Origin of the sequence: Streptomyces anthophorae (assembly GCF_049310305.1) — a bacterium.
Classification (GTDB): Bacteria; Actinomycetota; Actinomycetes; order Streptomycetales; family Streptomycetaceae; genus Streptomyces.
This window is the reverse complement of record NZ_JBLWQQ010000001.1, coordinates 2,430,491-2,456,299: the sequence shown is the minus strand read 5'-3', so window position 1 is coordinate 2,456,299 and position 25,809 is coordinate 2,430,491. Positions and strand designations below refer to the sequence as shown.

Sequence of the window (25,809 nt, the reverse complement as noted above, 5' to 3'; positions counted from 1 at the left end):
CTAGGGCGCCACGGCCACCACGCAGGACTCCGCCGGGACCGTCAGCACGCCGTCCCTGCCCGGCAGTTCCACCGGCTCCCACGCGGCGAGCAGCCGCGCCACCGGACGTCCCAGCGGAATCGACACCGGCACGTCCGACAGGTTCACCGCCACCCGCAGGTCACCGCGGCGGTAGGCGATCCACCGGGCCCGCTCGTCGTAGGCGACCTTGACCGCGGCCAGATCGGGGTCCTGGAGGTCGGGGCGGGCCCGGCGCAGGGCGATGAGCTCGCGGTACCAGGCGAGCACGCGCGCGTGGTCGCCCGTTTCCCGCTCGTCCCAGTTCAGACAGGAGCGCTCACGGGTCGCCGCGTCCTGCGGGTCGGGGACGTCCTCCTCGGCCCAGCCGTGCGCCGCGAACTCCCGCCGCCTGCCCTTGCGCACGGCGTCGGCGAGCGCCGGGTCGGTGTGGTCGGTGAAGTACTGCCAGGGCGTGCTCGCGGCCCACTCCTCGCCCATGAAGAGCATCGGCGTGAATGGGCCGGTGAGCACGAGCGTCGCCGCGCACGCGAGCAGCCCGGGGCCGACGAGCGCGCCGAGGCGCTCGCCCTGCGCCCGGTTGCCCACCTGGTCGTGGGTCTGCGTGTAGGCGAGCAGCCGGTGCGCGGGGACGGTGGCGCGGTTCAGCGGGCGGCCGTGGTGGCGGCCGCGGAACGTCGAGTACGTGCCGTCGTGGAAGAAGCCGCGCGTGAGCGTCTTGGCGAGCGCGGCCATCGGCTGCCGCGCGAAGTCCCCGTAGTAGCCCCGGCGTTCACCGGTGACGGCCGCGTGCACGGCGTGGTGCACGTCGTCGTTCCACTGCGCGTGCAGCCCGAGTCCGCCCTCGGCGCGCGGGGTGATGACGCGCGGGTCGCCGAGGTCGGACTCGCCGATCAGGAACAGCGGCCTGCCGAGGTGCTCGGCGAGCGCGTCCACGGCCGCCGACAGCTCCTCCAGGAACGTCAGGGCGCGCCGGTCGTGGAGTTCGTGGATCGCGTCGAGCCGCAGCCCGTCGATCCGGTAGTCGCGCAGCCAGGCGAGCGCGCTGCCGATCAGGTACGCGCGCACCTCGTCGGAGCCGGGCGCGTCCAGGTTCATCGCGCTGCCCCACGGCGTGTGGTGGGTGTCGGTGAAGTACGGGCCGAACGCGGGCAGGTGGTTGCCGGAGGGGCCCAGGTGGTTGTGGACGACGTCGAGCACGACACCGAGGCCGTGCTCGTGCGCGCTGTCGACGAAACGCTTCAGCGCATCGGGCCCGCCGTACGGCTCGTGCACGGCCCACGGGCCGACGCCGTCGTAGCCCCAGCCGTGCCGCCCCGGCATGGGGGACAGCGGCATCAGCTCCACGTGTGTGACGCCCAGCTCCGCGAGATGCCCGAGCCGCGCCGCGGCGGCGTCGAGCGTGCCCTCCCGCGTGTACGTGCCCACATGGAGCTCGTACAGGACCGCCCCGGTCAGCCCGCGCCCGGCCCAGCCGCCGCGCCACGCGTAGCGCCTGTGGTCGACGACGGCGCTCATCGCGTCAGGTCCCTCGGGCTGCCGCCGCGAGCGCGGGTCCGGCAGCACGGGCCCGCCGTCGACCGCGAACCCGTACCGCGTGCCGTCCACGGCCTCGGCGCGGCCGGACCACCAGCCGTCGCCCCGGTACGGATCGCGCGACAACGCGCGCGTGGTGTCCTGTTCGTCTTCGGCGCCCCGTATGTGGAGCGTTACCTGCTCGGCCTGTGGTGCCCACACCTCGAACTGCACGGACCGTTCCCCCTCGTGACCGGATGCCTGCCGACAGTGACGGCTGGCATCCATGGTGCGTCAGTTGTGATCCACGCGGGGCGATTTCGCCTCGCTGGGGCCTGTGTCACACGAAGTTCCGCCCGTGCGGTCCCACGCTCGCGGTTTTCTGGACACTTCGGCCTTCGCTGCCCGACAATTCCCTGTGTGACGTCCTCTTTTGAACACCACACGTACCCGGCTCGGCTCTCGGACGCCGAGCGGGACCGTGCGCTGAAGGTGCTCAGGGACGGCGTCGCCCTCGGGCGGCTCTCGCACGACACGTTCGTGCGCCGTATGGAGCTGGTGTTCGCCGCCCGCAGGACCGAGGACCTCGACCGGCTCACCGCCGATCTGCACCAGGAGAACCGCTGGTCGCGGGCGCTGTTCGGCACCGTGGGAGCGGTCTCCGGGTTCACGGTGCGGCTGCGCAGGGCGTGGACCGTGGAGCGGCTGCCGAAGCTGCTGCTGCCGCCGGCCACCTCCCCGTACCCGCTGCGCATCGGCCGCGACCCGGCCAACGGGCTGCGGCTGAGCCACGACACGGTCTCGCGGGTGCACGCCGAGCTGAGCCGGCAGGCCGGCCTGTGGGTGCTGCGCGACCTCGGCTCCACCAACGGCACGTCGGTGAACGGGCGCAGGGTGATCGGCGCCGCGGTCGTCCGGGACGGCGATCAGGTCGCTTTCGGGCGCATGTCGTTCCGGCTGTCCGTCGACTGACCCGGCGGCGCGTGCTCACCCGCGCGCGTGCCGCACCGCCGCCACCGTCGTCCGTGCCTGATGCTCGATCTGGTGGGCCACCGGCACCCACCGCGCCCCGAACCGCTCGGCGTACGCCTCGCACCACCGCGTGACGAGGGAGTCGAGCCGGGGCGCCGCCAGGTCCTCGGCCTCCTCCAGGACCCGCAGCAGCATCGCGGCGGCCCGCAGCGGAAGCCGTCGCGCGAACGCGTCGATGCTGCCGACGTACGCCATCGTGGCGCCGGGCGGGGGCGGTTGGACCCAGTCGTCCGCGAGCCCCGGCACCAGGCTCAGGGCCCAGCAGGCCGCGCCGAGCAGCGGTCCTTCGGTGTTCGGCAGCCGGGGCATGGCCTCCGCGAGGATCTCCTCGACGAGCCGGGTGTCGCGGCTGAGCCGGGCCGACAGGCGCCGCAGCGCCCGCTCCGGCGCGGGGTGCGGCGCCGGGTCGTCCACCAGGTCGCTGGCCCACATCGGGACCTCCACGATCGCCGTGGAGCCGCCGTAGCGGTGCGCGTGGTGCCACGTCGACAGGCGGGCGTCGTCGGGCAGGCTCGGGAACGCCGCCTGCGCGTCCAGGTCCGGCATCACATGGACGCCGCGCCCCGACGTCGGCCAGCCCGCCGCGTCCGACGCCCCGGTCTCCACCGGTATGTGCAGCTCGGCGGCCGACTTGGCGAAGGGCTCGGCGAGCCCCGGTATGTCCCGCGTCAACTGCACCCAGCTGCCGCCCAGTTCGGTGCCGTGCAAGGACACCTGGAGGTAGGGCCGCACCTCGTCGATCACACCGACCAGCGTCCTCGTCTCCGGCGGAAGCCGGTCCGGGGGCAGCACGGAAGGCGACCACTCGGGCTGCTCCGCCCCCGTGGGCCGGAAGAACCCCCGGTGGTAGTCGAGCAGCGAGTGCGGCTCAGGGGCGTTGTGCAGGGCCGCGCCGTCCGGGTCCGCGCACAGCAGGAAGTGCCACGACCGGTCGGTCCGCAACTCCTGGTCGAAGAGCGCCTTTTCGGCCAGGTGCAGCGCCGTGGGGCCGCCCGTGGGTTCATTGGCGTGCGCCCCCGCGACGATCAGGACGGCGCGCCGGTCGTGCCCGACGGAGAGCAGATGCAGGGGGCGTCCCCCACGCGACGTTCCGACCTGGCGCAGACGACACAGGTCGGGTCGGTGAGACGCCAGCTCCCGCGCTGACTGGGCCAACTCGGCCGAGGTGGGGTACCGCTGCTCCGTCAGGTGACTCACCCCCGTTGGTGCTCCCGGCGTCAGCAATCCGCAGTACCCCATGCTCCGCTCCATGTGTCAAGGAGGCCTGTAACGCGGCCCCGGGCCGCTCGGCAGGGGGAGAGTTCACGCCACCGCGGCCCCGCGCAGGTCAGACCCGTACGTCACCCTGAGTCACCGCTGTCACTCGCACGGTGGAACGGAGGCTGCGTGACGAAGGCCTCGGTGGTGCGCTGGGAGGAGCCGCGCGCAGCGACCGGTGCGCGCCCCGGTGCAGAGTGGAGTCCCGCCGTGCTGTGCCCTTCCGGACCGGTCTCGTATCCCGACGCATCGGGCTACTACCCGCGCGCGGGGGCCGCGACGCCGCTCCCGAGCCTCGCGGCGCCGCGGACCGTCCGAGACCCCTTCCCGCTGTACCGGACGCTGCGGTCCGCCCACCCGCTGCACCTTGACGAACCCTTCGGCGCGTGGCTCCTCAGCCGCTACGCGGACGTACGCGCGGCGCTCGCCGACCCCCGGCTGGTCGCCCCGCCGCCCGGCCGCACCTTCACCCATCTCGAATCGGACACGCACGCCGCCCAGCGCGAGCTGCTCGCCCCCGCCCTCCAGGGGCGCGCGCTGGCCACCCTGAAGGCGAGCCTCGAACGCACCGCCTACGTACTCGCGCGCCGCCTCGCAGGGCGCCACGAGGCCGACCTGGTCGAGGAGTTCTGCCACTGGCTGCCCGCCGTGGCCGCCGTCCGCGCGCTCGGCCTGCCCTACCAGGGCACCGCCCACGTCGCCGCGTTGTGCCGCGCGGGGCTCACCCACCTGGGCGGCGCCCCGGCGGCCCTGGACGCCTTCCTGCGCCCGCAGATCGCCCGCCGCCGCGCGCACCCGACGGACGACCTCCTGAGCGCCCTGTGCGCCGGGCGGGACGGCGGGCGGCCGCTGTCCGACGACACGGTCTGCGGGCTCGCGGCGACGCTCCTGGGTGCGGGCGGGGACGCCACCGACCGGGCCCTCGCCGCGCTCCTCGCCAACCTCCTCGACCACCCCGAGCAGTTGGCGCTGGTGCGGGCCCGCCCCGAACTCGTCGGTGCCGCCTGGGCCGAGTCGCTGCGCCGCGACCCCGCCGCGCACGTCGTCCTGCGCAGGGCCCTCGCGCCGGTCCAGGTGAGCGGCGGCACGATACCGGCGGGCGCCACCGTCGCATGCCTGGTGGGGGCGGCGGGCAGGGACGCGTCCCGGTTCCGCGACCCCGACCGCTACGACCTGTTCCGCGCGGCCCCCGGGCAGCTGGCCCACGGCACCGGGCGGCACCGCTGCCCGGGTGTCCAGCTCGCCCGTCTCACCGCGGAGGCGGGCCTGCGCGCCCTGCTGACGGCGCTGCCGTCGATGACCTGGGCGCCGGGCTTCAGGCCCGCCTACGAGGGCCTGCTCACCCGCTCTCCTGGCGCTCTCCACGTACGTCTGCGATGAGGGCCTTCAGGTCCTCGCCGTTCGCGCCGGCCTGGTCGGCGCGGACGAGGAGTGCCACGGGGAGGTGTTCGAAGAGTTCCGCTGCGCGCGCGTGCCCGCTGAATTGCCGCTCTGGTCCGAGGAGTTCGATCCATTCGCCCTCGGGGAGCGGAAGTCGGGTGGTACGCCATCCGCCGGCCTCGGCCAGCCGCAGGGAGAGCCGGGTGGCCGCCGCGACCACGCGGCCCGAGCGCGTGTAGGCGACGCAGTGTGCCTCGCCGGGGCCCTGGGCGGGCAACGGCTGGTAGCCGGCCGCGTCGCCGAACCATTCGGGACGTGCGCGGCGCAGGCGCAGCGTGCGCCGGGTGAGCTCGGCCTTGGCGTCGTGTTCCTTGGGGGTGAGGTGCGCGGGGGCGCGATTGTCGGGGTCGACCAGGGCGCGGTATTCGTGTTCGGTGTCCTGGTAGAGGTCGGGCACGCCCGGCATGGTGAGGTGGACGAGGGCGGCGCCCAGGATGTTCGCGCGCACGTGGGGTTCGAGGCCGTCCATGAAGCGCAGCACCTCGTGGCCCGGCGGGCCGCACGGCCCTGATGCCACGAAGTCGGTCACCGCGCGTTCGTAGTCGGTGTTCTGTTCCGTCCAGGTCGTGAACAGGCCCGCCTCGCGCGCGTGCTTGAGCATCGCGGTGCGCAGCCGCTCCGGCTCGGCGGGGCCGAGCCCGGCCACGGTCTGCCAGGCGGCCCAGGCCAGCTGCGGGTCGGGGGCGCCGGCGCCGCCGCCGTGCGCGGTCCGTCCGGTGACGTCCGCGAGGAGCGTCTCCCACCGTTGGGGGCACTGGGTCAGGACGGAGACGGCGGCCCTTACGTCGGCGCTGCGTTTGGTGTCGTGCGTCGACAGGACCGTCGACGTTCCCGGCCAGTCGCGCTGTACGCGCGCGCAGTACGCGTGGAAGGCCGCCGCGGACACCGCGGGGCTCTCGGGCGAGCCGCCCACCTCCAGGGCGGACAGGAGCGGCGTGTACCGGTAGAACGCGGTGTCCTCCACCGCCTTGGCGTGCAGCGCGGAGGCGGTCTGCGCGAACCGCGCCCGGAACGCGGTGTGAGTGGGGCCCGTGCCGCGCCGCCCCAGCGCCAACTCCCGTACGGTGTCGACCGCGCGGGCCTCTTCGGGCACCGCGAACACGGCCTTCGCCTCGCCCGCCGCGGAAGCCGTCAGAACCGTCTCAGGGGGTACGCCACCGGTCGGATAGGGCCGGTAGACCGGAACCCGCACGAGAAGCTCGCACAGCGCCGTACGCAGCGCCCAGGGGGCATGGTCGCGCAGCGCCGGATCCTCGGCGCACAGCGCGGTGGCCTCCCGCGTCAGCCGATCGACCTCGGCGGCCAGCTCATGCGTGACGACCTGGTGCGCGGCGCGCCGCACGGTGGCGGCCCACTGCCCGCCCCGGTCCTCCGCCGCCCCCGTGAACCGGCGGAACAGGCCGAGGAGATCGTCCGCCCCGGCCGGGTCGGAGAACAGGCCGTCGATGTGGCGCAGCGCGTCGTACCCGGTGGTGCCGGCCACCGGCCACGCGGCGGGCAGCCGCTCCTCGTCCTGAAGGATCTTCTCCACGACGGTCCACCGGCCGCCCGTCGCCCCGCTCAGCCGCTGCAAGTAGGCGCCGGGGTCGGCGAGTCCGTCCGGGTGGTCGATCCGCAGCCCGTCGACGACCCCCTCGCGCAGCAACTGCACGATCTTTCCGTGGGTGGCCTCGAAGACCTCCGGGTCCTCCACCCGCACCGCGATCAGGTCCGAGATCGTGAAGAAGCGCCGATAGTTGAGCTCGGTGCGGGCCAGGCGCCACCACGCCAGTCGGTACCACTGGGCGTCGAGCAGCTCGACAAGCGGCAGGGAGGCGGTGCCCGCGCGCAGCGGAAACACGTGCTCGTAGTAACGCAGTACGTCGCCGTCCACCTTCACGTGGGGCAGTTCCTCGCCCAGATGGCGGCCCAGGACCGGCAGCAGCACCCGGCCGCCCTGCGCCTGCCAGTCGATGTCGAACCAGCGCGCGTACGCAGACGAGGGGCCTTCGCGCAGCACCTCGCGCAGCGGCCGGTTGTGCGACACGGCCGCCGCCATGTGGTTGGGCACGAGGTCCACGACCAGGCCCAGACCGTGCCCGCGCGCCGTCCGTGCCAGCTCCCGCAGGCCCTCCTCGCCGCCCAGTTCGCCGCGCACGCGCGTGTGGTCCACCACGTCGTAGCCGTGCGTGGAACCCGGGACCGCTTCAAGGACCGGCGACAGGTGCAGATGGGAGACCCCCAGGGAGGCCAGATACGGGACCGCGGCCGCCGCGGCGGCGAACCCGAAGTCCGGTTGCAGCTGGATCCGGTACGTCGCCGTGGGCGTCGCCGGTGGCGGCTTCGCGGGCGGCATCGGGGCTTGAGGTGTCATGTGAAGCTACGTACCCGCACCGCCGCCTTTCGTGTCATCAGCGCATGCGTAAACGCACGTGTGCCTCGTTAACGTCGGACGATGCCTGGTACATCCAACAAGGCCGGTGGCACGCTCGACGCCTACCGCAGGGTGCTCGCGGCGACGGGGCGCCCGCTGCCCGTCGTGTCGTTCCTCGGGCGGCTGCCGGTCGCGGTGATCCAGTTCGGCAGCGTCCTCCTGGTGACGCGGACCAGCGGCTCGCTCGCCACCGGAGGCGTCGTCGCATGCGCCCTCGCGCTCGGCCAGGTGGCCATGGGGCCCTTCGTCGGGCGGCTCGCGGACCGGCGCGGCCAGCGGCCCGTCGTCCTCGCCTTCGCGCTGCTCAACGGCCTCGCGATCGCCGCCTACACGCTGGCCGCCCTCGCGGGCCTGCCGACGGCCGCGCTGATCGCCCTCGGCGTCCTCGCGGGCGCCACCGTCCCCGGCATCGGCCCGCTCGCGCGCGCCCGCGGCGTCGCCCTCGTGCGCAGGGAGGGCGGCGACGAGCGGGTGGTGAACGCCGTGCTGTCCCTGGAGTCCACCATGGACGAGCTCAGCTTCGTCCTCGGCCCCGCGCTCATCGGGATCGCCTCCGTGGTGGCACATCCCGCCTACGCGTTCGGAGCGGCGGCGCTTCTGGTCGCGGTCTGCGGCGCCGCGTTCGCGCTGCACCCGACCGCCACGGCGGTACCGTCCGCCCCGGCCCACACGCGGCCACGCGCGCGCGGCGACCGGCCCCGGCTGCCGCGCCAGGTCCATGTGGTGCGCGCCGGACTCGTCCTCCTGGGCATCCTGCTCGGCGGCTGCGGCGCCGGGATCACCGCGCTCACCGAGGAGATGGGCCACGGCGACCAGGCAGGTCTCGTCTACGCCGCGATGGGCGTCATGAGCGCCGTCGTCGGCCTGTCCATGGCGGCGGTGCCCGCCCGGTTCACCCTGCGGGCCCGCTGGCGGGTCGCCACCGCGGCCGCCGCCGTCCTGTCGCTCCCGCTCCTCGTCACGCACTCCATGGCGGCCCTCTACGTCGCGGTGACCGTCTTCGGTGCCCTGTTCGCCCCCAACCTGATCACCGGGTTCGGGCTCACCGAACAGGCCGTGCCGCGCGAACGGCTCGGCGAGGGCATGACGGCCGCCGTGAGCGCGTTCGTCGGCGGACAGGCCGTCACGCTCGCCGCGGCGGGCCGCCTCGCCGAGGCCCACGGTCCCGCTGCCGCCTTCGCGGTGGGCAGCCTGGCCGCCGGGGCCGCCTTCCTCGTCGCGCTGCGCGTACGGCCCCTCCAGGCGCCCGGTGGGACGGCTACGCCGGCCGTTGCAGCACCATGAGGCTGCGGCCCTGGACCGTGATGCCGTCGCCCGCCTGCACCTTCTGCCCCTCGCCCGCCGCGAGGCCCTCCGGCAGCGCCGTGTCGACCACGGCCTGCCACTGCCGCCCGTGGTCGACCGGCACCACGAAGTCCGTGGGCTCCGGCGAGGCGTTGAACAGCAACAGGAACGAGTCGTCCTGAATGCGCTCGCCGCGCGGGCCGGGCTCCGAGATCGCATTGCCGTTGAGGAACACAGACAGGGCGCGCGCCTGCGCCTCCCCCCAGTCCCGCTGCGTCATCTCCTCGCCCTCCGGGGTGAACCACGAGATGTCCGACAGGTCGTCGTGCGTGCCCTCGACCGGTCGGCCGTGGAAGAACCGCCGCCTGCGGAACACCGGGTGGCTGCTGCGCAGCCGCACCATCGCGCGCGTGAACTCCAGGAACGGGTCCGGCGCGGCGTCGGGGTCGGCCCAGCGCACCCACGCCACCTCGTTGTCCTGGCAGTAGGCGTTGTTGTTGCCGCCCTGGGTGCGCCCGAACTCGTCGCCGTGGCTGAGCATCGGGACGCCCTGCGACAGCATCAACGTGGCGATGAAGTTGCGCATTTGGCGGGCCCGCAGGTCGAGCACCGCCGGGTCGTCGGTCTCGCCCTCGGCGCCGCAGTTCCACGACCGGTTGTGGCTCTCGCCGTCGCGATTGCCCTCCCCGTTGGCGTCGTTGTGCTTGTCGTTGTACGACACCAGGTCGCGCAGGGTGAAACCGTCGTGGCAGGTCACGAAGTTTATCGAGGCCAGCGGGCGGCGGCCGTCGTCCTGGTAGAGGTCGGACGAGCCGGTCAGCCGGCCCGCGAACTCGGCGAGCGTGCGCGGCTCGCCGCGCCACAAGTCCCGTACGGTGTCGCGGTACTTGCCGTTCCACTCGGTCCACAGGGGCGGGAAGTTGCCCACCTGGTAGCCGCCCTCGCCGACGTCCCAGGGTTCCGCGATCAGCTTCACGCGGGAGACCACCGGGTCCTGCTGGACCAGGTCGAAGAACGACGACAGGCGGTCCACCTCGTGGAACTGCCGGGCCAGCGTGGCGGCCAGGTCGAAGCGGAACCCGTCGACGTGCATCTCCTCGACCCAGTAGCGCAGCGAATCCATGATCATCTGGAGTACGTGCGGGGACCGCATCAGCAGCGAGTTCCCGGTCCCCGTGGTGTCCATGTAGTAGCGCGGATCGTCGGTCAGTCGGTAGTAGGACGGATTGTCGAGCCCCTTGAAGGACAGCGTCGGGCCCAGGTGGTTGCCCTCGGCCGTGTGGTTGTAGACCACGTCGAGGATCACCTCGATGCCCGCCTGGTGCAGCGCCCGCACCGCGGACTTGAACTCCAGGACCTGCTCGCCCCGGTCGCCCCACGACGCGTACGTGTTGTGCGGAGCGAAGAAGCCGATCGTGTTGTAGCCCCAGTAGTTGCTCAGCCCCATCTCGACCAGCCGCTGGTCGTTGACGAACTGGTGCACCGGCATCAACTCCAGCGCCGTCACCCCCAGTTCCGTGAGGTGGTCGATGATCGCCGGATGCGCCAGCGCCGCGTACGTGCCGCGCAGCTCCTGCGGCAGCGACGGGTGCCGCATCGTCAGGCCCTTCACATGGGCCTCGTAGAGCACCGTCTCGTGGTACTCCGTGCGCGGCAGCCGGTCGTCGCCCCAGTCGAAGTACGGATTGACCACCACCGACGCCATCGTGTGCGGCGCCGAGTCCAGATCGTTGCGCTCGTCCGGTGCGTCGAACGGATAGCCGTACACCGACTCGTTCCAGTCGATCCGTCCGCTGATGGCGCGCGCGTACGGGTCGAGCAGCAGCTTCGCCGAGTTGCAGCGCAGGCCGCGCGCGGGCTCGTACGGGCCGTGCGCCCGGTACCCGTAGCGCTGCCCCGGCATGATCCCCGGCAGATAGGCGTGCCGCACGAAGGCGTCGGCCTCCCGCAGCTCCACCGCGGTCTCCGAGCCGTCGTCGTGCAACAGACACAGCTCGATACGGTCGGCGGCCTCCGAGAAGACCGCGAAGTTCGTCCCGGCGCCGTCGTACGAGGCACCCAGTGGATACGCCTGTCCAGGCCAGACCTGCATGCTGACGACTCTTCCAGTTCCCGCCCGGCCGTCCGGGCGACATCGGACAGTCTCTGCCCGAAAGTGAGGCAACCACACGGGAGTTGGAAGGCTCTAACACGACGACCATGTCGGACCGGCACGCCCTCGACCGGGGCTGCCGGGGAAGTTGGGGGAAGATGTGCGCACTACTGCAAGACGCCATCTCGGGAAGCTGATGGCGGTGGTGGCGCTCGCGGTCGCGGGCGTCGCCGTCGCCGTGGGGGTGACCCTGCCGGATTCCGGCGGGAGCGACATGACCAGGGCGGGGACCGCACAGCAGGACGCGGTGGCCCCGGAAGGCACTGTGGAGCCCGCGCCCGCCGAGGACGCGAAGGGGGTGGGGCGCGATCCGCTCACGGACGCCGAGACGGACCGCGCCGAGAAGCTGGCGACCGCGGGGAACGCCCTGCGGATGGACGCACGGGACGTGGAGGGCGACCGGGGCCCGCAGCACCTGTCGACGAACCTGACGGAGGTCGACCCCGGTCTCAGCGGCACGGCCGCCGACCAGCGGCGCGCCGACGTCGTGTACTACGACTACAAGAGCGACTCCGTCGTCACGAAGACGGTGAACCTCGACACGGGGAAGGTCGAGGACAGCAGGACCGACCAGGGCGTGCAGCCACCGCCCAGCCGGGACGAACTGACCGAGGCGGCCCAGCTGTTGATCGCCGACCCGCTGGGCGCGGACCTGAAGGGCGACTACAAGGACGCCACCGGCAAGCAGCTCACGAAGCCGGACCAACTTCAGCTGAGCGGCATGGTGTTCCGCAAGAAGACCGTCGCGAACGTGCCCGCAGGCCTCAAGGAATGCGGCGAGCACCGCTGCCTGCGCGTCATCACCAAGGTCGTCAACGGGCCGTGGGTCGACACCCGCGCCCTCGTCGTCGACCTGAGCGCCCGCTCCGTCTCCCGCCTCGGCTGAGGCCCCGCCGCCCACTCCTCCATGAAGGAGCGCTTCCGTATGCACGTCAACAGAGTTCCGCGCGCCCGCAAGAGGCCCGCACTCGCGGTCACGGGTCTCGCGGTCACCGCGCTGCTCACCGGCCTCTTCGCCACCGCACCCGCCGCCACCGCCGCCCCGCCCCGCGCGCCCGAGGCCGCCGCGCCCGCCTGCTCGGACGCGTACCGCATCGAGCAGACCCTCGACGGCGGCACCACCTGGCGCATGTGCTGGCACTACAACACGCTGTCCGGGCTCGTCCTCGACGACGTCAGCTACCAGCCCAAGGGCGAGGCCGCGCCGATCAAGGTGCTGACCAGCGCCCGGCTCGCCCAGGTCCACGTCCCCTACGACGACGGGGAGGCCGAGTACGACGACGTCACCGGCACCGACTTCGGGCAGGCCCTCCAGAACCTGAAGCCCGCCGAGTGCCCCGGCGGCACCATCAAGACCGTCAAGGTCCCCGACACGGGCAACGTGAAGGGGCTGTGCACCACCACGCGTGCGCGCGGGCACGCTTACCGCCTGAGCGACGACTACTCGACCGGCGGCAGCGGCAAGGTCTACAGCGCCCAGGGCAAGGACCTGCTCGTCTACACGGTCAACAAGGCGTCCTGGTACGAGTACATCACCGAGTGGCGCTTCACCTCCGACGGCACCATCACGTCGAACGTGGGCGCCACCGGCAGCCTCTCCCCGTACGACTACGACGGCACCGACGGCAAGGGCTGGCCCATCGGCAAGGGGGCGAGCGCCTACGCCGAGAGCCACAGCCACAACGTCTTCTGGCGGCTCAACTTCGGCCTGGACGGCTCGCCCAAGGCCAAGGTCGAGCAGTACGACTCCAAGGTGACCCCGCCGAACGGCGACGGATCGCCCAAGACGAAGACGACCCGCACGCCCGTCACCAAGGAACTCGCGGGCGACGTGAAGGACATGCGGTGGTGGCGCGTAGTCTCCACGGCCGGCAAGAACAAGGACAACCACCCGAGGTCGTACGAGTTCGTACCCGGCCGCTCCAACCGGTTCCCCGGACGTGCCTTCACCAAGCACGACGTCTACTTCACCGAGTACAAGAAGTGCGAGCAGTACGCGAGCGACAACCCGGCGGCGAACTGCGGCGGCACGAGCGTCAACAAGTGGGTGAACGGTCAGACGCTCAAGCACCCGATCACCTGGGTCAACATCGGGTTCCACCACATCGCCCGTGACGAGGACCAGCAGCCCATGCCTGTGCACTGGCAGGGCTTTTCGCTGGCCCCCAGGGACGTGACCGCTATGAATCCGCTCACTCCGGCCGACCTGGCGGGGCAGAACGGGCTTCCCCGAAACGGCAGTTGAGAAACCGGCGGCCTCATCCGGCTGCATCGCCACCCGCTCCCGGAGTACCCTTCCTTGATCGTTGCTGGGGGGCCGTGCTCCACAGTTCGGGCACGACATACGCGGGGGAGCGGAAGGCGGTGCGGAGCGGGTGAGCTCGGGAGGGCTGGAGCTGCCCCCTGGTGACGACGGTCGCGAGGGCCAGGACAGCCAGGAGGCAGCCTCCACGGAGATCCCGCCCCAAGCGGTGTCGCTGGCCAGGCCCATGGACGTCGCGTCCCAGATCGGACCGGAGCTGGACTGGGGCGCCGACGCCTGGAGCGAGGTCCGTACGCGCGCACAGCGCGCGGGGCGGGCCTACATCTGGCTGAACCTGGTGGAGCAGCGGCTGCGCGCCGTCGTCGCCGCCGTGCTCCGCCCCGTCTACGCGCCCGTGCACGGCGAGGACTGGGTGGTCGCGGCGGCGGGGCCCGCGGGCCAGGAGTGGGTGCAGCGGGCCGTCGCCGTGCGCGAGGTCAGCCGCCGCAAGGGCTACCTCCTCGACCCGGCCGACGACAACGTGCTGTCGTTCCTGACCCTGCCGCAGCTGCGCGAGCTGATGGTGCAGCACTGGCCGTGCTTCGAGCCGTACTTCGACGACCGCCGCGACGTCGAGCTCGCCCTGGACGAGCTGGAGGTCACGCGCAACGTGGTCTCCCGCAACCGCGCCCTCTCCGAGACGGTCCTCGCCCAGGCCGAGCGCGCCTCGGGGCGCCTCCTGGACATACTCGGCGCCGGCTCGGACGTCCCCTCGGCCCGCCGGCTGCCCATCGACGCCGTCGAGGACCTGGTCGGCGACCGGTACGCGGACGTGGTCGGTGTGCACCCGGACCGGGTCAGGCTGCTGCGCCAGTTCCCGGCCGAGGACCTCTTCGGCGGGGCGCGGCGCCTGGACGCCGTCGGCATAGGCCTCAACCTGCTCGCTCAGAACTTCTCGGGCCGCCGCCTGGTCCGCCTCGCCGAGTCGGGCTGCCGCATACGGCTGCTCTTCCTCAATCCGGCGTCCAGCGCGGTCAAACGGCGCGAAAGGGAACTGGGGATCAAAAGGGGCGAGTTGAGTCGCTCCGTCGAGATGAACATCCTGCACATGCGCCGGGTCAGGGCCCGGCTCAAGGACCCCGGCGCGTTCGAGATCCGGGTCTTCGACGAGACGCCCCGCTTCAACGCCTACCTCGTCGACGGCGACGGCTCGGACGGCATCGCGGTCGTCCAGACGTATCTGCGCAGGACGCGCGGGATGGAGGCGCCGGTCCTCGTGCTGCGCGGCGGGGGCCGCATCGTCAGGGCGGGCGCGTCGGCGGACACGGGGGAGAACGGGCTTTTCGTGACCTATCGCGACGAATTCGAGCAGGCCTGGGCGGACGCGCGACCGGTGTCGTAGCGGCGGGCAGCGGGTCGGGGCGGGCGCCCGGTCGGATTGTCAGTGGGGCGTGCGAAGGTGTTGGTCATCGGGGGAACGCACCACGAGAAGGGGGCTGCCATGGGCTGGCACCGCGAGCTGCTGATCGGCTTCGACCTGGAGACGACCGGGACCGATCCGCGCGAGGCGCGCATCGTCACCGCCGCCGTCATAGAGGTGAAGGACGGCGCGGTCCTCGGTCACCGGCAATGGCTGGCCGACCCCGGGGTGCCGATCCCCGAAGAGGCCATAGCGGTGCACGGTGTCACCAACGAACGGGCGGCCGCCGAGGGCGAGCCGGCCGACCGGGTCGCCGACGCCCTCGCCGAGATCCTGGTGGGCTACTGGCGCACGGGCGTACCGGTGGTCGCGTACAACGCGACGTTCGACCTCACCCTGCTCTCCGCCGAGCTCGCCCGGCACGGGCTGCCGTCGCTGCGCGAGCGCCTCGCGGGCGTCGAGCCGGGGCCGGTCGTCGACCCGTACACCATCGACCGCACCGTCGACCGCTACCGAAAGGGCAAGCGGAACCTCGAAGCGGTCTGCACCGAGTACGGCGTGCCGCTCGACGCCGCGCACGACGCATCGGCGGACGCCCTGGCCGCGGCGCTGCTCGCCCGCGCGATAGGCGAGCGGCACGCGAAGGTCGCACAGCTCGGCGCGGCCGAACTGCATCGCAGACAGGTGGAGTGGTACGCCGAGTCCGCCGTCGACTTCCAGAACTTCCTGCGCAGGAAGGGCAATCCGGACGCCGTGGTGGACACGGTGTGGCCGATGCGAGTGCTCGACACACCGGCCACCACCTGACGCGCCGCGCTGGGCGGACCCGTTCAGAACGGGTACCAGCGCACCTCCGGGTCCCCGTCCCGCAGCGAGGCGACCCGCCGCCGGAACTCCGCAAGCGCCTTCGGGTTGCTGGGGGCGTGCTGCGAGACCCACGCGCAGGACGCGGTCTCCCGCGCACCGCGCAGCACCGCGCACCCCTCCCATTCGCGCACGTCCCAGCCGTACGCGGACACGAAGCCGTCGTACGCCTCGGCGGGCAGCCCGTACCGGTCCCGCGACAGGGCCATCACGACCAGATCGTGTTCCCGCAGATCGGAGGAGAACGTCTCGAGGTCGACGAGGACGGGGCCCTCGGGCCCGATGTGCACATTGCGCGGCAGGGCGTCGCCGTGGATCGGCCCGGCCGGCAGGTGCGGGGTCAGCGCCGCGGCGGCGGCAGCGAACCCGTCCCGCCGCTCGCGCAGATAGTCCGCGTCGGCCGGGTCGATCGCGTCGCCCGCGAGCCGCAGCCAGCGCTCGACCCCGCCGAGCAGTTCACGGCGCGGCAGCTCGAAACCGGTCGGCGCGGGGAGTGCGTGCACCAGCTTGAGCAGCTCCGCCAGATCGCGCGGCTCGGCCGGGCGGACGGCCGCCGGGATCCGGTGCCACACGGTCACCGGGTGTCCGTCCACCACCAGCGCCTCGTCCTTCGCGGCGCGCACCGCGGGGACGTCGTGCGCGGCGAGGTAGGAGGCGATGGCGACCTCGCGGCGGGCGCGGTCGAGGAGTTCGGCGCCGCCCTGCTCGATGCCCCGGCCGATCTTGACGACGAGGTCACCGGCCGCGAACACCGCGTTCTCACCGAGCGCGAGCAGCTCCGCCGCGCCCGCCGCCTTGGCGCCGCCGTCCACGACGTCCGCCCGCGCCAGCACCTCCCGTGCCCGTGCCTCGTCCATGCTGTGCCTCCCGCGTTCCCGCGTCTCACCTGGTAGGAGGCCCAGTCTCGCACCCGGCCCGTGGCGCGCCGCGGCCGGTGAGCGGAAATTCGGTGGACGGGTCCGCGGGGTCCGGCCAGCATGTGGGGCATGTGCAGCGCAGCCATGATGGCCGTCTCGGTGACCCGCCAGGTTCAGGGCTGCGCGCATGCCGTTCGGCTGCGCGTCGGCCCGGCGCTCTGACCGGTTCCGACGTCGCGAACTGTAGGAACTCCGCGAACCGTGCGCCCGCGAGCGCGCGCGGCTGATCGCGGTCCCGGTCAGCGCCTTCATCCGCCCTCTTGCCGTACGGATGACAAGGACCACAGGCCATGGCCGCCCGCTCCACCGGCACGTCGCGTTCGCGTGCCCTCTCGCAGAACTTTCTCGCCGACCGTGCGGCCGCGCGCCGTTTCGCACGGTTGGCGACGCCTGATCCCACCCCGCTGCTCCTCGAAGTGGGCGCAGGGGGTGGCGCGTTGACCGCGCCGCTCGCCCGGCGCGCCACGGACCTCGTCGCGTACGAGGTCGACGGGCGGCTCGTCGCCCGGCTGCGCGAGCGGTTCGCCGCGCAGGCCCACGTGCGCGTACGGCACGTGGACTTTCTCGCGGTGCGGCCGCCCAGGGACCCGTTCGCCGTCGCGGGGAACGTGCCGTTCTCGCGGACGGCCGACGTCGTGGACTGGTGCCTGCGCGCCGACGCGCTGACCCGCGCCGTGCTGCTCACCCAGCTCGAGTACGCCCGCAAACGCACGGGCGACTACGGGAGTTGGACCCGCCGCACCGTCCTGACCTGGCCGCACTTCGAGTGGCGGCTGCTCGGCCGGGTGCCGCGCACCGCGTTCCGCCCGGCCCCACGGGTCGACGCGGGCGTGCTCCGCATCGAGCGCAGGGCGGAGCCGCTGCTGACCCGGGCCGAGTACCCGGCGTACGAACGGCTCGTCACGCTCGGCTTCTCCGGGGTCGGCGGCAGCCTGAGCGCCTCGCTGCGCCGCGCCCACCCGCGCCGACGGGTCGACGCGGCGCTGCGCGAGGCGGGAATCCGGCCGGGCGCGCTCGTGGGGGAGGCGGCACCGGAGCAGTGGCTGCGGTTGTGGGCCGAACTCAACCGGTGACCGGCGGCCCCTGAGCAACACCCGTCAACCAGTTGCACGAGACGTCTCGTCTCGCTTACGGTGGGGAGCATGACGAACCCGAACCACGGCAAACGTGCCCACATCGCCATGTTCTCCATCGCCGCCCACGGGCACGTGAACCCGAGCCTCGAAGTGATCCGGGAGCTCGTCGCCCGTGGGCACCGCGTCACGTACGCGATCCCGCACCTGTTCGAGGAGAAGATCGCCGAGACCGGCGCCGAGCCGGTCCTCTACCGCACCACGCTCCCCGGCCCCGACGACGACCCGGCGGCGTGGGGGACGACCCTGCTCGACAACGTGGAGCCGTTCCTGGACGACGCGATCCAAGCCCTCCCGCAGCTCATCGAGGCCTACGAGGGCGAAGGCGGGGCCGGCGTCCCCGACCTCGTCATCCACGACATCACCTCGTACCCGGCGGGCGTCCTCGCCCACCGCTGGGGCGTGCCCGCGGTCACGCTCTCGCCGAACCTCGTCGCCTGGGAGGGCTACGAGGAGGAGGTCGCGAAGCCGATGTGGGAGGAGCCCCGCAAGACGCCGCGCGGCCAGGCCTACTACGAGAAGTTCGACGCGTGGCTCAAGGAGTCCGGCGTCCCGAGGACCGCCGACGAATTCTGGGGCCGCTACGACCGCACCCTCGTACTCATTCCGAAGGCGCTCCAGCCGAATGCCGACCGGGTCGACGAGAAGAAGAACACCTTCGTCGGCGCCTGCCAGGGCGACCGTTTCGCGCAGGGCGACTGGGAGCGCCCCGCCGATGCCGAGCGCGTCCTGCTCGTGTCGCTCGGCTCGTCGTTCACCAAGCAGCCCGATTTCTACCGGGAGTGCGTGAAGGCGTTCGGCGATCTGCCGGGCTGGCATGTCGTGCTCCAGGTCGGCAAGCACGTCACCGCCGAGGACCTCGGGGAGGTTCCCGGCAATGTGGAGGTGCGGCAGTGGGTGCCGCAGCTGGCGATCCTCAAGAAGGCGGACGCCTTCATCACGCACGCCGGGGCGGGCGGCAGCCAGGAAGGCCTGGCCACGGCGACGCCGATGGTCGCCGTGCCGCAGGCCGTCGACCAGTTCGGCAACGCCGACATGCTCCAGGGGCTCGGCGTCGCCCGGCACGTACCGATGGAGGAGGCGGACGCCGAGACGCTCCGGGAGGCGGTCCTCGCGCTGGTCGACGACCCGGAGGTGGCGCGCCGACTTGCCGGGATCCAGCAGGACATGGCCGCGGAGGGCGGAACACGACAGGCGGCCGATCTCATCGAGGCCGAGCTGCGCACCTGAGGGCGAAGGGGCGGTGACGCGATTCTTCACGGAACGGTTCCGCCGTTCCGTGAAAAGCGTGTGCGCAAGAGATAACGAATTCGACTCGCCTGGGATGTACGACCGATACCCCCCGGTAAAGGTTGCGTTCGTACGTTCTTGAACTTATTCAGAACGGATTCTTACGGTGAGGTGAACCTACTTTTGAACAAAGAAAGCTGGCGCGCCTCATGCCCCGAGACATACCGTCGTTGCCCGAAGTGCGGCGCATCACCCAGAAGAAGCGCGACGCGTGGTGGACCGTGCTGCTGGTCGACCCGATCGCCACACCTCTCGTACGGGTCACGGCGCGCTGGACGCGCATCACGCCGAACCAGATCACTTGGGGAGCGCTGATCCTGGGGCTCGGCGCGGCCGGCTGTTTCGCGATGGGGGACTGGCGCTGGCTGATCGCCGGTGCGCTCATCTACCACCTGAGCTTCGTGCTCGACTGCATGGACGGCAAGGTCGCCCGGCTGACCGGGCAGGGCTCCGTGTTCGGCGCCTGGCTCGACTACATCTTCGACCGCGTCCGCGTCATGGCCTGTGCCGTGGCGCTGATGGGCGGCCAGTTCCAGCGCACCGGCGACCTGATCTACATCTGGCTCGCCGTGGCCGTCGTCTTCCTCGACGGGCTGCGCTACATCAACTCGCTGGAGATCTTCAAGACCCGGCACACGATGCGCAAGCAGATCAAGACCCGGATGCGAGCCGCCCGCCGCGCGCAGAACGCGGAGCGCGTCGCGTTCATGGAGGACCTGCTGCGGGCCAACCCGTCCGCCGACATCGAGCAGGACCTGAACGGGGCGGCCACCGCGGAGGCCGCCGCGGACGACGAGGCGGCCGCGGAGGCGGAGGGCGCCGAGGGGCCGGCGCCGCGTCCCAAGGTCGTCGACCTGCACCAGGAGTTCCGCAGCCGCTTCCCGGTCTATCTGCGTTTCCGGTCCTTCCTGCTGCGCCACCGGATCCGTACGCACCTGGTGAGCGGCATCGAGTTCCAGATGGCCGTCTTCATCGTCGGGCCGCTGCTCGACCAGGTGATCGGGGCGACCGTCGCGGCCGGTGTGCTGCTGCTCGTCTTCGAACTCGCCATCGTCTACAAGCTGCTGCTGTCCACGCGCGACTTCGGCCGCACGCTGGAGGCCTTCGAGAAGGACGCTGCCGAGCGGGAGGCCGCGGAGCAGGAGGCCGCGGAGCAGGGCGCCCTGTACGAGGAGAACGAGAAGGGCCTGTCCACCGTCGCGTGACGCGGGCGGTGAACAGGCCGTGGGCCGGTCGTGCGGCGCGTCGTCAGACGCGCACCTCCTCACCGCCCTCGCGCGGGACCGGGGCGGGCTCGATGCCCGCCTCGTCGTGCGTCAGGTCCGGCAGCCGGCGCAGCCACCTCGGCAGATACCAGTTGCGCTCCCCGAGCAGCGCCATGACGGCCGGGAGCAGCACGCCGCGGATGACGGTCGCGTCGATCAGGATCGCCGCCGCGAGGCCCACACCCATCTGCTTCATGGACTGCATGGACAGCGTCCCGAAGATGCTGAAGACGGCGACCATGATGACGGCGGCGCTGGTGACCACGCCCGCGGTCGTGACCACGCCGTGCCGGATGGCGTCCAGGTTCGTACGTCCCTGAAGCCGCGCCTCCTTGATCCTCGACACCACGAACACGTGGTAGTCCATCGACAGGCCGAACAGGATCACGAACAGGAACAGCGGCAGCCACGTGATGATGGCGCCCACGCCCTCCGCGCCGACCAGGGACGCGCCCCAGCCGTGCTGGAAGACGGCGACGAGGATCCCGTAGGCGGCGCCCACCGACAGCAGGTTGAGCGCGATCGACGTGATCGCGACCGTCAGTGAGCGGAACGAGAGCAGCATCAGCAGGAAAGCGAACGCGACGACGAACGCGAAGACGGGGACGACGGAACCGACGATCTGGTCGTTGAAGTCCTTCGATCCCGCGACCTGCCCGGTGACCGGCGCCTCGACGCCGTCGACCTTGCCGAGCGTGTCGGGCCGCACCTCGTCGCGCAGCAGCGCCAGGCTCTTCTCCGCCTTGTCCTGATCGGATCCGCCCACGAGCGGTACGTCGACGATCGCCACGTTCTCGTCCCGGTGCACGGTGACCTCCACGGGCCCGCGCGAGGCCCCCGAGCTCACGGCCTTCGTCCGGAAATCGGCGAGGGCGCCGCGCACATCGGCGGCGTCGATGTCGTCGGCCTTCACGACCACCTCGGCCGGGTCGGAGCCGCCGGGGAATGCCGCGTTGACCCGGTCGTACGTCGCCACGATCGGCAGCGAGTCGCCGAACTCCTGGTCAAGGGTGAGGTTCTGGGTCTTCATGCCGAGCGCGGGCGCCGCGATGGCGAGCAGCGCGCCGACCGCGACGACGACGGAGACGGCGGGCCGTGCCAGGACGACGGTCAGCACCCGACTCCAGAAGCGGCTGCCCGAACCGGCGTCCCCGTTCCCGCCGCCCCGCCTCTTCGTCGGGTGCAGGAACGGGATGCGTCCCTTCTCCACCCGCTCCCCGAGCAGCGAGAGCAGCGCCGGGAGCACGGTGACGGAACCGACCATCGCGACCGCCACCACCATCAGCGAGGCGAGGCCCATCGCCTGGAACTCGGCGAGCCCGGTGAACAGCATCCCCGCCATCGCCACGCACACCGTGACACCGGAGACGATGATCGCCCGGCCGCTGGTGGCCGCCGCGACGCGCAGCGCCGTCTGCGGATCGCGCCCCTTCATCCGCTCCTCGCGCTCGCGCCGCAGATAGAACAGGCAGTAGTCGACGCCGACCGCGAGGCCCACGAGCAGCATGACCGAGTTGGCGGTCTCGCTCATCGGCTGGAGATGGCTGACGAGGCCCATCAGGCCCATCGTCGCCATGATCGCGGTGACGGCGAGCGCCACCGGGAGCAGCGCCGCGACGAGCGCGCCGAACGCGATCAGCAGGATGCCGAGCGCCACCGGCACCGCCGAGTACTCGGCGCGCTGGAAGTCGTCGCCGAACGCGTCGTCGAAGGTCTTGTTCATGCTCGCGGCGCCGATCTCCTCGATCCGCAGCGCGTCATGGTCGTCGGCGACGCCCGCGACGGCCTTCTGGACCGGCTCGACCCGGTCGGCCGCGGTGTCGGGGTCGCCCCGCATGTCGAACTGGACGAGCGCGGTGCGGCCGTCCTTCGAGACCGTCCGGGTGTCGGCGGCGTACGGCGAGCGCACGGCGGTCACCTCGCCGGTGCCCTCGACGGCCTTCACCACGTCGGCGACCGCGGCCCTGAACTCCGGCGCGGTGGCCCGCAGCGCGCCGTTCCTGCTCTGGACGAGCACGGTCTCGCCCGCCGGTTCGTCCACGCCCGCGTCGTCGATGATGCGGGCGGCCTGGCTCGTCTCGCCCTTGAGCTGGTCGTCCTCCGACACGTCCACGCGCCCCGCGACGGACCCCAGGCCCATCGCCACCACGACGAACAGCACCCAGATCCCCACCGCCGCCCACCTGTGCCGGGCGCTCCAGCCACCGGCCCGCGCGGCGAATCCGCGCACCCGGTGCTCCTGCCGTTCCCCGTTCCTCGCCATCAGGTCACCTCCGGAATCGAAGGTATGGGCGGGATAAGGGCGGTTCGTCGTGCTGTTCGGTGAAGTGCGGGCGGCCCGGGTCCGCGCGCAGGATGACCCGAGTCCCCTACATCTATCGGGGGTTGAGACGCCGAGGTATGAACCGGCGGACCTTGATCCGAACCTCCGGGAACCGCCCGATTTGTTATTACGAAACCTTGTTGAGCACGTCACAGGTTCATGTAGGTCTTGATCTGATCGCGTCAATCGGTCAGGGTTTCGTCTCAACCCCCGGACATCTTCCGGAGTTTGACAACCTTCGCGGAGGTTCGTCCTGGGGCGCTGGCATTCCCCCCACACCACTGAGGAGACCCCTCTTCATGGCAACAAACCAGCATGCGCGCACGATGAAGCTCACCGCGGCGATAGCCACGGCGGCTACCGCAGTGGGCGTCACCATGTTCGGCGGCTTCTCCGCCACCGCGGCCCCCGCCGAGGGCAAGGTCTACGGGCAGGACGCCAAGGGCGCCGTGTCCGGCAGCTACATCGTGCTGCTCGACCAGAAGGCGAACGCCTCCGCGAAGAAGGACCTGGCCAAGGAGTACGGCGGCACGATCGAGCGGAACTACAGCTCGGCGGTCAACGGCTTCTCGGCGAGCGGTCTGTCGGACACCGAGGCCAAGCGCCTTGCCGCCGACGGCTCCGTGTCGAAGGTCGTCCAGAACAAGAAGTTCCACATCGACGCCACCCAGGACAACCCGCCGTCGTGGGGCCTGGACCGCATCGACCAGGCGGACACCGCGGGCGACAGCAAGTACACATACCCGGACAGCGCGGGCGAGGGCGCGACCGCGTACGTCATCGACACCGGCGTGCGGATCAGCCACAAGGACTTCGGCGGCCGCGCCTCCTACGGCTTCGACGCCGTCGACAACGACGACAGCGCCGACGACGGCAACGGGCACGGCACGCACGTCGCCGGCACCATCGCCGGTGACGCGCACGGCGTCGCCAAGAAGGCGAAGATCGTCGCCGTCCGCGTCCTCGACGACCAGGGCTCCGGCACCACCGAGCAGGTCGTCGCGGGCATCGACTGGGTGACCGAGAACCACCAGGGCCCCTCCGTCGCCAACATGTCGCTCGGCGGCGGCGTGGACGAGGCGCTCGACGCGGCGGTCAAGAAGTCCATCGACTCCGGTGTCACCTACGCGGTGGCGGCGGGCAACGAGTCGGCGGACGCCTCCCAGTCCAGCCCGGCCAGGGTCCCGGAGGCCATCACGGTCGCCTCCTCGACCAAGGACGACGAGCAGTCGGACTTCTCCAACTTCGGCTCCGTCGTCGACATCTACGCGCCTGGATCGGACATCACGTCCGACTGGAACACCGGGGACGACGCCACCAACACCATCTCCGGTACGTCGATGGCGACGCCGCACGTCGTCGGCGCGGCAGCCGTCTACCTGGCCGGGCACAAGGACGCCGCCCCGGCCGACGTCGCCAAGGCGCTCACCGACGGGGCCACCCCCGACGCCATCAAGAACGCGTCGGACGGCACCGCCAACAAGCTCCTGAAGGTCGTCGAGTAAACGTTCCGGCTCGATGACCGGCGGCCGCCGTGCCCACCCCCACGGGGAACGGCGGCCGCCTTATCGTGTGCGCATGACACAGGGGACCTCGACCGAGGGATACGCGGCGCTGCTGCGCGGCATCAACGTCGGCGGCAAGAAGAAGGTGCCGATGGCCGGGCTGCGGCCGGTGATCGAGGGCCTGGGCCTCACCGACGTACGCACCTACCTCCAGAGCGGCAACGTCGCCTTCACCGCGCCCGACGGCGGCGACGAGGAATCGCTCGCCGCCGCGCTCACCAAGGCGATCGCCGCGGAGTTCGGCTTCACCGTCGACGTCCTCGTGCGCGGCCACGCCTACCTGAAGGCGGTCATGGCGGACTGCCCCTTCCCGGCCGCCGAACTGGAGGCCAAGCAGCTGCACGTCACCTACTTCTCGGAGCCCGTCACCGCCGAGCGCTTCGCCGCCGTGGACCCGGCCGACTACGCCCCCGAGGACTTCCGCCTCGGCGACCGCGCCCTCTACCTCTACGCTCCCCAGGGCCTCGGCGTCTCGAAACTGGGGGCCCAGCTGTCCCGCCCGGGGCTCAACAAGGGCCTGATCGCGACGAGTCGCAACTGGAACACCGTGACGAAACTGGTGGAACTCACGGCCCCACACCGAGCGCGTCCGTGAAATGGTCGGCCCATGCGCTACATCATCATCGGAGCAGGAGCGGTCGGCGGCGTCATCGGCGGACGACTCGCGCAGTCCGGGCACGGTGACGTCGTGCTCGTCGCGCGCGGCAGCCAGTACGCGGCGCTGCGCGACAAGGGGCTGCGCGTCGAGACGCCGGACGGCCCACACACCCATCAACTCCCGGTCGTGGACGGCCCGGAGGCGCTCGGCACGCTGCGCGCCGACGACGTGCTGATCCTCGCCGTGAAGACCCAGGACAGCGCGGCGGCGCTCGCCGCGTGGGGCCCGCGCCCCGTCGAGGGCGGCGGCACGGCGGCCCTCCGCCTCCCGCTGGTCTGCGCGCAGAACGGCGTGGAGAGCGAACGCCTCGCCCTGCGCACCTTCCAGCGGGTGTACGGGATGTGCGTGTGGCTGCCCGCCACGTTCGTCGAGCCGGGCGTCGTCCGCGCCCCGGGCACCCCGCTCTCCGGCATGCTGCACCTCGGCCGCTACCCGGAGGGCAGCGACGACACCGCGCGGGCGATCTCCGCCGACCTGGAGAAGGGGCTCCTCGAAGCGCCCGTCGTCGACGACGTCATGCGCTGGAAGTACGCCAAGCTCCTCTCCAACCTGGCCAATTCGATCGAGGCGATCTCCGGCGTGCTCACCAGCGAGGAGGGCATCGCCCTCTTCCGCAGGGCCCGCGCCGAGGGCGAGGCGGTGCTCGAAGCCGCCGGTGTCGCGTACGCGAGCCAGGACGAGGAGAAGGCCACCCGCGCCGACAAGATCACCTTCGAGCCCTTCGACAGTTCCCCGCGCGGCGGCGGCTCCTCCTGGCAGTCCCTCCAGCGCGGCGCGGGCAGCATCGAGGCCGACTACCTCAACGGCGAGATCGCCCTCCTCGGCCGCCTGCACGGCGTGCCCACCCCGGTCAACGACGTCCTCCAGGAACTCGCCAACGAGGCGGCGCGCGAGGGACGTTCGGCGGGGGAGACGAGCGTGCCGGACCTGGTCGCGGCGGTGGACGCGCGCAGCGCCTCGTAGTCCCCCGCCCGCCTGTCGCGTTTGTTCAAGAGGTGCGGGTACCGGTCGCCGTAGCGTC

General features: G+C 71.9%; 18 protein-coding genes and 1 pseudogene. 13 read left to right on the top strand and 6 right to left on the bottom strand.

Going from position 1 to position 25,809, the window contains the following annotated elements:
• Positions 1-1,767, bottom strand: a complete 1,767-nt coding sequence (gene treZ, locus ACNYS0_RS10995) for a malto-oligosyltrehalose trehalohydrolase (protein WP_422472796.1) — start codon at positions 1,765-1,767, stop codon at positions 1-3.
• A 186-nt stretch (positions 1,768-1,953) separates the two neighbouring features.
• Here treZ and ACNYS0_RS10990 point away from each other — a divergent pair, with 186 nt between their 5' ends.
• Positions 1,954-2,505 (top strand): FHA domain-containing protein, encoded by a 552-nt coding sequence (locus ACNYS0_RS10990; RefSeq protein WP_422472794.1) that lies wholly within the window; start codon positions 1,954-1,956, stop codon positions 2,503-2,505.
• Between the two features lie 15 nt (positions 2,506-2,520).
• Here ACNYS0_RS10990 and ACNYS0_RS10985 read toward each other — a convergent pair whose 3' ends face one another.
• Positions 2,521-3,762, bottom strand: a complete 1,242-nt coding sequence (locus ACNYS0_RS10985; protein WP_422472792.1) for a M14 family zinc carboxypeptidase — start codon at positions 3,760-3,762, stop codon at positions 2,521-2,523.
• 189 nt (positions 3,763-3,951) lie between these two features.
• On the opposite strand from ACNYS0_RS10985, the gene ACNYS0_RS10980 reads away from it, so the two are divergent.
• Positions 3,952-5,202 (top strand): cytochrome P450, encoded by a 1,251-nt coding sequence (locus tag ACNYS0_RS10980; RefSeq protein WP_422472790.1) that lies wholly within the window; start codon positions 3,952-3,954, stop codon positions 5,200-5,202.
• On the opposite strand, the gene treY is transcribed toward ACNYS0_RS10980, so the two are convergent.
• Entirely contained in the window at positions 5,162-7,597 is a 2,436-nt protein-coding gene (treY, locus tag ACNYS0_RS10975) for a malto-oligosyltrehalose synthase (RefSeq protein ID WP_422482583.1), read from the bottom strand. The two genes, ACNYS0_RS10980 and treY, sit on opposite strands and share 41 nt — an antisense overlap.
• A gap of 99 nt (positions 7,598-7,696) precedes the next feature.
• On the opposite strand from treY, the gene ACNYS0_RS10970 reads away from it, so the two are divergent.
• On the top strand, positions 7,697-8,959 hold the full coding sequence (locus ACNYS0_RS10970) for an MFS transporter (protein WP_422472788.1): 1,263 nt from the start codon (positions 7,697-7,699) through the stop codon (positions 8,957-8,959).
• Here the strand turns inward: ACNYS0_RS10970 and glgX are convergent.
• A complete protein-coding gene (glgX, locus tag ACNYS0_RS10965; protein ID WP_422472786.1) occupies positions 8,934-11,051 on the bottom strand; it encodes a glycogen debranching protein GlgX in 2,118 nt (705 codons plus the stop codon). The genes ACNYS0_RS10970 and glgX overlap by 26 nt on opposite strands.
• A 160-nt stretch (positions 11,052-11,211) precedes the next feature.
• Here glgX and ACNYS0_RS10960 point away from each other — a divergent pair, with 160 nt between their 5' ends.
• From ACNYS0_RS10960 to ACNYS0_RS10945, 4 genes are all read left to right on the top strand, one after another.
• Positions 11,212-11,997 carry a Tat pathway signal sequence domain protein gene (locus tag ACNYS0_RS10960; RefSeq protein ID WP_422472784.1) on the top strand — a complete coding sequence of 262 codons (786 nt, stop codon included), beginning with the start codon at positions 11,212-11,214 and terminating at the stop codon, positions 11,995-11,997.
• A 39-nt stretch (positions 11,998-12,036) separates the two neighbouring features.
• The gene (locus tag ACNYS0_RS10955) at positions 12,037-13,356 is read left to right on the top strand and encodes a copper amine oxidase (protein ID WP_422472782.1); all 1,320 of its coding nucleotides are present in this window, start codon (positions 12,037-12,039) and stop codon (positions 13,354-13,356) included.
• 130 nt (positions 13,357-13,486) lie between these two features.
• Positions 13,487-14,755 (top strand): SAV2148 family HEPN domain-containing protein, encoded by a 1,269-nt coding sequence (locus ACNYS0_RS10950; RefSeq protein WP_422472780.1) that lies wholly within the window; start codon positions 13,487-13,489, stop codon positions 14,753-14,755.
• Positions 14,756-14,854: 99 nt separating this feature from the next.
• Positions 14,855-15,580: a 3'-5' exonuclease gene (locus tag ACNYS0_RS10945; RefSeq protein WP_422472778.1), complete on the top strand. Its 726-nt coding sequence runs from the start codon at positions 14,855-14,857 to the stop codon at positions 15,578-15,580.
• A 23-nt stretch (positions 15,581-15,603) separates the two neighbouring features.
• Here the strand turns inward: ACNYS0_RS10945 and ACNYS0_RS10940 are convergent, their stop codons facing one another.
• The gene (locus ACNYS0_RS10940; RefSeq protein ID WP_422472776.1) at positions 15,604-16,494 is read right to left on the bottom strand and encodes a phosphotransferase enzyme family protein; all 891 of its coding nucleotides are present in this window, start codon (positions 16,492-16,494) and stop codon (positions 15,604-15,606) included.
• Between the two features lie 350 nt (positions 16,495-16,844).
• On the opposite strand from ACNYS0_RS10940, the gene erm reads away from it, so the two are divergent.
• The 3 genes and pseudogenes from erm to ACNYS0_RS10925 all read left to right on the top strand — a co-directional run bounded on the left by erm (position 16,845) and on the right by ACNYS0_RS10925 (position 20,182).
• Positions 16,845-17,627, top strand: a complete 783-nt coding sequence (gene erm / locus ACNYS0_RS10935; RefSeq protein ID WP_422472774.1) for an ErmE/ErmH/ErmO/ErmR family 23S rRNA (adenine(2058)-N(6))-methyltransferase — start codon at positions 16,845-16,847, stop codon at positions 17,625-17,627.
• 32 nt (positions 17,628-17,659) lie between these two features.
• Positions 17,660-18,917 (top strand): annotated as a pseudogene (mgt, locus tag ACNYS0_RS10930) (macrolide-inactivating glycosyltransferase).
• A 209-nt stretch (positions 18,918-19,126) separates the two neighbouring features.
• A complete protein-coding gene (locus tag ACNYS0_RS10925) occupies positions 19,127-20,182 on the top strand; it encodes a CDP-alcohol phosphatidyltransferase family protein (protein WP_422472772.1) in 1,056 nt (351 codons plus the stop codon).
• Between the two features lie 43 nt (positions 20,183-20,225).
• On the opposite strand, the gene ACNYS0_RS10920 is transcribed toward ACNYS0_RS10925, so the two are convergent.
• Positions 20,226-22,505 carry an MMPL family transporter gene (locus ACNYS0_RS10920; RefSeq protein WP_422472771.1) on the bottom strand — a complete coding sequence of 760 codons (2,280 nt, stop codon included), beginning with the start codon at positions 22,503-22,505 and terminating at the stop codon, positions 20,226-20,228.
• 359 nt (positions 22,506-22,864) lie between these two features.
• Here ACNYS0_RS10920 and ACNYS0_RS10915 point away from each other — a divergent pair, with 359 nt between their 5' ends.
• The 3 genes from ACNYS0_RS10915 (at position 22,865) to ACNYS0_RS10905 (ending at position 25,751) form a co-directional block, all read left to right on the top strand.
• Complete coding sequence (locus tag ACNYS0_RS10915; protein ID WP_422472769.1) at positions 22,865-24,070, top strand: S8 family peptidase; 1,206 nt, start codon at positions 22,865-22,867, stop codon at positions 24,068-24,070.
• Positions 24,071-24,143: 73 nt separating this feature from the next.
• Positions 24,144-24,725, top strand: a complete 582-nt coding sequence (locus ACNYS0_RS10910) for a DUF1697 domain-containing protein (protein ID WP_422472767.1) — start codon at positions 24,144-24,146, stop codon at positions 24,723-24,725.
• Positions 24,726-24,737: 12 nt separating this feature from the next.
• Positions 24,738-25,751, top strand: coding sequence for a ketopantoate reductase family protein (locus ACNYS0_RS10905; protein ID WP_422472765.1), 1,014 nt, complete (start codon positions 24,738-24,740; stop codon positions 25,749-25,751).
• Positions 25,752-25,809: the final 58 nt, after the last annotated feature.